We start from the raw sequence: 5,822 nt of genomic DNA on the forward strand, positions 1-5,822 counted from the left end.
ACCCCTGTTAACGGCGTGAAAGGGTATATTGAAACCCACGGGAGGCCGCTTACCTACGTGATTTCAGCCAGTTGCAAACGACACCAACGCCACGGAAAGCACGTTTGACACGCATGGAGCCACGGACGAGCCACGGAGGATTATCGTTGTTGGTGACGTATTTGCCAGAAGTTTTTCAGCGATTGACACATTGAGCGATGATGGGTGAGCCTCGCCAAATTTTTGCACGGCCAGGAAGACGTCTCGTCACACGGAATGCAGATACCCTGTTTTAAGCATCAGGCGGCAATCCATGCGTATTACCTTCAGATGAAAAACGTTTGCTTTACAGGCCAGACAGTAATGTGCCACCAATGGAGCATATGGAGAAAAGCTGCGCCATATCTCGTTTCTTGAACAAATCAGGCTGGCTGAAGCTGACTGGACCACAGAATGTGTCTTTTCTGGCTGCTGGTGAATACAATGAAAACCACCTGATACGCGCCGCCGAAGGATGCTTCGTCTTGCGCATCAATCACGGCTCCCAGCTCGGCCTGGGGCCGGAGCAGATCGAATACGAATTCCGGGTGCTGCAGGCGCTTTCCGGCAGCGGAGTCACCCCCAAGCCCCTTCGGGTGCTGCGGGACGCCCCCGGTCTCGGGCCGGTGCTGCTCATGGACTATCTGCCCGGCGAAGCGCTGGACTACGAACGCGATCTGGAGCTGGCCGCACGCATCCTCGCGGCTGTACATGCTCAACCCGTGTCTGATGACGGTCTGCTCATCCAGGCGGAGCCTCTGCTCGAAATCGCCCGGGAATCGCTGACACTCATCGCCCGCTTTGACGACCACCCCCTGACCCGGACTCGTGATCGGCTGCTCCGTGCCAGCGACGAAGTCATGAAGCTCCACTTGGCCCACCAGGACGAATTTGCCGACGAACCCATGTGCTTGGTCAACACTGAGGTCAATTCCGGCAACTTCATCGTGGACCGGAGCGCAGGCCAAGGCTGGCTGGTGGATTGGGAGAAGGCGGTCATCTCCTGTCGCTATCAGGATCTGGGGCATTTTCTGGCACCCACCACCACCCTCTGGAAAACCGAACAACGGATCGGACCCGATGACAGACAGCGGTTCCTCGGCGCCTATCGCGAGGCGGCGGGACTCGGAATACCCCTTGAGACCATCGGCCACCGCACGGCCATTCTTGAGCGGGCGGTGCTTCTTCGCGCCTTGTCCTGGTGCTTCATGGCCTATTACGAATACACCTGCCAGGACCGCGTCCTGACCAGCCAAACAACCCTCAAGCGCATTGGGCGTTACCTGGAGAACATGGAATGTTTCTTGCCCTAGAAGGCGTGTGCCGACGCCGCGGCCGCACCCAGGTGCTTGAGGACATCACCTTTGGCGTGGACCAGGGACAGATCGTTTCCATCATCGGCCCATCCGGAGTGGGCAAAACCACCTTGCTCGAAATCATCGCCGGACTTGATGCGCCAGACAAGGGAGGCCTGACTTTCGGCACCCCACCGAGCAGGGAACACCCGGTCATCCTCGTGCATCAGGATTTCATGCTTTTTCCCAACCTGACGGTGTACGGGAACACGGCCTTTGGCCTGACAGCCCGGCGCACGCCAAAAGCCGAGGTCCACCGGCGGGTGATGGCCATGCTGGAGTATTTCCACATGGCTGACCGTGGCGACAGCTATCCGCACCAGCTCTCGGCCGGGCAAAAGCAGCGTGTGGCCATCGCCCGGGCCATGGTTGTCGAGCCCATGCTGCTTCTGCTCGACGAGCCGTTCGCCAACCTCGATCGCAACCTGAAGATGTCCACGGCAGAGTTCCTGCGCCAGACACAGCGGAACTTTGGCGTAACCACCATCGCGGCCACGCACGACCTGGAAGAGGCGCTCGCCATGAGCGACCGCATCGGACTTTTGCTTGACGGTCGACTTGCGCAGTACGCGCCCGCGCACGAAATCTATCATTACCCTGCCAATCGCGAGGCAGGCGAGTTCCTTGGGCCTGTAAACGAGATCGGCCCCGGCGTTTTCCACTTGCTGGACCTGCCAGAAAACACGCAACCTGACCAAGCGCTTCTCGTACGTCCCGAATGTATCGAACTCGCTGCCGCCCCAGACGGGCCTGGTCTGATAACCGATGTCGCCTTCATCGGACATTACACCAAATACCGCCTCGAACTGGACGGGACCACGCTGCAGGCCTATGGGCAATTTGGCTCCATCACAGCCGGGCAACGGGTGAGCATTCGCATCCGACCTTGCCCAGGACACCGGGAGGTTCCATGAAAAGACTGCTGCCTTTGTTATTCCTTTTTTTCTTCCTGGCCGCCTGTGCCGACAACGAAACCGAGCGATCCGGGGCCGAGAAGCCCCGGGGCGCGGTCGCATTCGATCCGGCTGCCGCCGACTGGGGACAGCTGGTGGAGGCGGCCAGAGGCACCACTGTTCGCTTTTACATGTACGGGGGATTCGCCCATACAAACCGGTGGATCGACGGCTGGGTTGCGCCCCGGGTCAGCGAACGCTTCGGCATCACCCTGGTGCGCGAGCCCATGGACGCCCCGGTGTTCGTCAACAAACTCGTCACCGAGCGCCAAGCCGGGCGCACATCGGGGTCCATCGACCTGTTGTGGGTCAATGGCGAGAACTTCAAATCCCTCAAGGAGGCCGACGCGCTCCACGGCCCTTTTGCCCAGCGGCTCCCCAACGTCATGACCTGGGTGAACCCGGAACACGCGGCCACGGACTTCGGCACCCCCGTGGAAGGCTATGAGGCCCCCTTCGGTCAAGCCCAGTTCGTGTTCGAGTACGATTCCGCGCGCACCGACCCTCCGGGCAACTACCGCGAGCTTCTTGAGTGGGTCCGGGACAATCCTGGGCAGTTCACCTACCCACAGCCGCCGGACTTTACCGGCTCGGCCTTCATCCGTCAGGCCTTCTATGCCGTTACCGGCGGGCATGAGCAATACCTCGACGGATTTGATCCGGCCCTGTTTGCCCGGAACGCCCCCCTGCTGTGGGCCTACCTCAACGAGCTGAACCCTCACCTGTGGCAGCAAGGGAAGACATACCCCAAGAGTTCTGCGGAACTGGACACCCTGCTGGCGCGGGGCGAGGTGGGCATGGGCATGAGCTACCACCCGCTGCATGCGCAAAGCATGATCCTTGACGGCAGCTATCCGCCGACGATACGGACCTTTCTCATGGATGAGGGCACCATTTTCAATCTGCATTTCACGGCCATCCCCTTCAATGCCGGGAACGTGGCCGGGGCCATGGTCCTGGCAGACTTCCTGCTCTCACCCGAGGCTCAGCTCTCTAAATTCCGGCCGGAAAACTGGGGCGACTTCCCGGCCATTGACCTGACCCGGCTCGCCCCGGCTACACGGGCCGAATTCGAGGCGGTTAACCTTGGCGCGGCCTCGTTGTCGCCATCGGTGCTCACCGGCTCGGCTGTCCCAGAAGTCGACGTGGCCTATCTTGAAGCCCTGGAGCGGGGGTGGGAGGAGCATGTGCTCAGAGCCAAGCCTTAGCCCGGACTGCCACGGCTGGAGGCGGCCAGGCCGGACACTGCTGCCCCTTTCGCCCTTGATTCTGCCCATGGGGCTGCTCTTTCTGGGGGGGTTGGCCCTGGCTCTGGCCCAGTCGCTGGGCTTCTGGCTGCCTGTATCGCACCAGGGCGAACTGCTCGACGCCTACAAGGCTGCACTGGCCCCCCATTACCTGGCCTCCATGGCCTTTTCGCTGACCATTGCCTTCGTTTCCGCCGGATTGTCCGTCGCTTTCGGAACGTTGGGCGCATGGGCGATGTGGAACATGCCTCCCCTCCTGCAGCGGGCCAGCATGATCTACAAGATGGGTCTCATTCTGCCACACATGGCCGTGGCCTTTGTGGTCCTCATCCTCTGGTCGCGCACCGGATTCATCTCCGCAATCGCGTTTCACATGGGCCTTGTCGATGACCCTGGCCAATTCCCGGCCATTTTGCACTCCGGCAACGGAGCCGGCATGATCATCGCCTTCGTCGCCAAGGAGACCCCCTTCGCCATGCTCCTGGCCCTGGCTGTCCTGGCTCGCACGGACAGGCGGCTGGTTCAGGTCGCACGCATGCTTGGAGCCGGTCCGGTAAGAATATTCGTTTCCGTTGTTCTGCCGCGCCTGACCCCGGCCCTGCATACGGCCTTCATCATTCTCTTCCTCTATACCCTGGGAGCCTTTGACATCCCGTTTCTGCTCGCAGAAAGCAGGCCCGGCATGCTGTCCATAGAAATATACAACCTCTATTTCAAACGCGAACTGACCGACCGGCCGACCGCCATGGCGCTGCTCGTCGTCTTGTTCGTTTTCTCCGTGGCGTTCATCATGGTCTACTCACATGTGGCCTCAAGACTGGAAGACCGGGTGCGGAAACTATGAAAAGCTGGGGCTGGTTCGGAATCATCGCCATGGCCGCAGCCTTGCCGCTCCTGGTGCTGACCGGTTACGCCCTTGCCCCAGGCTGGAGCTGGCCCGAGGTTGTCCCGACCCGACTGAGTGCCAGAACCCTGGATTTCTTGGCTGGGCAGCATGCGCAGATCGGCCGGTCCATCATCTCTTCCTTCGCCTACTCCGTGTGCACGGTGGCGCTGACTCTGGCGCTTTGCCTTGCTCCCGCCCGCCACCTTGCCTTTGCCCAATTCCCGGGCAAAAGGCTGGTGGAGGGGCTGCTGTTAGCCCCCGCCCTGGTGCCGCCCATGACGTTTTCCATGGGCGTTCATGTGGCCTTCATTCACCTGGGGCTGGTGGACACCATGGCCGGGGTGGTGCTGGTGCTGTCCACCTTCAGCTACCCGTACATGCTGCGGGCATTGGTGGCGGGCTACCAGTCCTTTGGGACGCAATACGCCCGGTGTGCGGCCAACCTGGGAGCCGGGCGGATGCGAATATTGTGGCAGGTGGAACTGCCGCTGCTGACCCCGGCCATCATTGCCGGGGGCTCGGTGGTCTTTCTGGTGGCGTTTTCCGAGTATTTCCTGGTGTTCTTGATTGGCGGCGGGCGGGTTCCCTCCTTTACGGGCTATCTCTTCCCTTTTCTCACATCCTCGGACCGCTCCACAGGTGCGGCTCTGACACTGATCTTTCTGCTGGTGCCACTGGCGCTCTTCGGGCTGGTGGATTTATTGGTCGCTCGTCGCGCCAGGCTCCGGGGCATGGGGTAGCAATAGCTGCCGAGCGGCAGGATGCCAGCCCGGCATGACCACGGCGTATTCGGGTCTCAAGTGGCACGTGGTATGCCGAAGAGGCGAAGTGAGGCGGCTTTGCCCTTGAGGGGCTGTTCGCCATAGTCGGTCCACTGTTCGGCCTCTTCCCTTTGCAGATCGTTCATGACAGCCCCGGAAACCAGAATAGAGGCACCCAAAGGGCGAGTCATTGATTCAATGCGCGCTGCCGTATTGACCACCTCGCCGATGACCGTGAACTCGAATCGGGCGGGCGAACCGACGATACCGGCCAGCACCTCCCAATGGCAACTTTGCAACAATCCGGGGGAGGAACAGCCAGCGAACACCCATGAGGGCTGTGAGTGTTGTCGCTACAAGCACTCCCCATTGATGGAGAGTCAAGGTGTCAATGAGAGGGCAGACCTTGCCTCCGTAAAACATCAAAAGAGCAATGGCGGCAAGGAAATGAAACGTTGTCCGCACTTGTTACCCCTCTTCAAATCTTCACGGTGAAGAAAGGAATACATCCAAAAATGCCACAAGCCATACGAGAAAAAATAATACACCAGGCATTCGGCTCTCATGGTTGTCTTCAATGCTTTATCGTCGATTTCATGATC

8 protein-coding genes are annotated in these 5,822 nt (G+C 60.3%); 5 read left to right on the forward strand and 3 right to left on the reverse strand.

Annotation, left to right across the window (positions count from 1 at the left end):
- Window positions 1-362 precede the first annotated feature (362 nt).
- From QQS14_RS15990 to QQS14_RS16010, 5 genes are read left to right on the forward strand one after another with little or no spacing between them, the layout of a single operon-like run.
- Window positions 363-1,331, forward strand: coding sequence for an aminoglycoside phosphotransferase family protein (locus tag QQS14_RS15990; RefSeq protein WP_285908019.1), 969 nt, complete (start codon window positions 363-365; stop codon window positions 1,329-1,331).
- Entirely contained in the window at window positions 1,316-2,287 is a 972-nt protein-coding gene (locus tag QQS14_RS15995; protein ID WP_285908020.1) for an ABC transporter ATP-binding protein, read from the forward strand. The genes QQS14_RS15990 and QQS14_RS15995 overlap by 16 nt, the downstream gene beginning before the upstream one ends.
- Window positions 2,284-3,534: an ABC transporter substrate-binding protein gene (locus QQS14_RS16000; protein WP_285908021.1), complete on the forward strand. Its 1,251-nt coding sequence runs from the start codon at window positions 2,284-2,286 to the stop codon at window positions 3,532-3,534. The genes QQS14_RS15995 and QQS14_RS16000 overlap by 4 nt, the downstream gene beginning before the upstream one ends.
- The gene (locus QQS14_RS16005; protein ID WP_285908022.1) at window positions 3,512-4,417 is read left to right on the forward strand and encodes an ABC transporter permease; all 906 of its coding nucleotides are present in this window, start codon (window positions 3,512-3,514) and stop codon (window positions 4,415-4,417) included. The genes QQS14_RS16000 and QQS14_RS16005 overlap by 23 nt, the downstream gene beginning before the upstream one ends.
- Window positions 4,414-5,199, forward strand: coding sequence for an ABC transporter permease (locus tag QQS14_RS16010; protein WP_285908023.1), 786 nt, complete (start codon window positions 4,414-4,416; stop codon window positions 5,197-5,199). Before QQS14_RS16005 ends, QQS14_RS16010 begins: the two co-directional genes overlap by 4 nt.
- 56 nt (window positions 5,200-5,255) lie before the next feature.
- Here the strand turns inward: QQS14_RS16010 and QQS14_RS16015 are convergent, their stop codons facing one another.
- From QQS14_RS16015 to QQS14_RS16020, 3 genes are all read right to left on the reverse strand, one after another.
- Window positions 5,256-5,498, reverse strand: coding sequence for an adenylate/guanylate cyclase domain-containing protein (locus QQS14_RS16015; RefSeq protein ID WP_285908024.1), 243 nt, complete (start codon window positions 5,496-5,498; stop codon window positions 5,256-5,258).
- Complete coding sequence (locus tag QQS14_RS16630) at window positions 5,416-5,643, reverse strand: hypothetical protein (protein ID WP_425607938.1); 228 nt, start codon at window positions 5,641-5,643, stop codon at window positions 5,416-5,418. Before QQS14_RS16630 ends, QQS14_RS16015 begins: the two co-directional genes overlap by 83 nt.
- A partial coding sequence (locus tag QQS14_RS16020; RefSeq protein WP_285908025.1) for a hypothetical protein occupies window positions 5,643-5,822 on the reverse strand: 180 nt, incomplete at its 5' end. The genes QQS14_RS16630 and QQS14_RS16020, both read right to left, overlap by 1 nt.

Origin of the sequence: Pseudodesulfovibrio pelocollis (assembly GCF_030282845.1) — a bacterium.
In the GTDB taxonomy this organism is placed as follows: Bacteria; Desulfobacterota; Desulfovibrionia; order Desulfovibrionales; family Desulfovibrionaceae; genus Pseudodesulfovibrio; species Pseudodesulfovibrio pelocollis.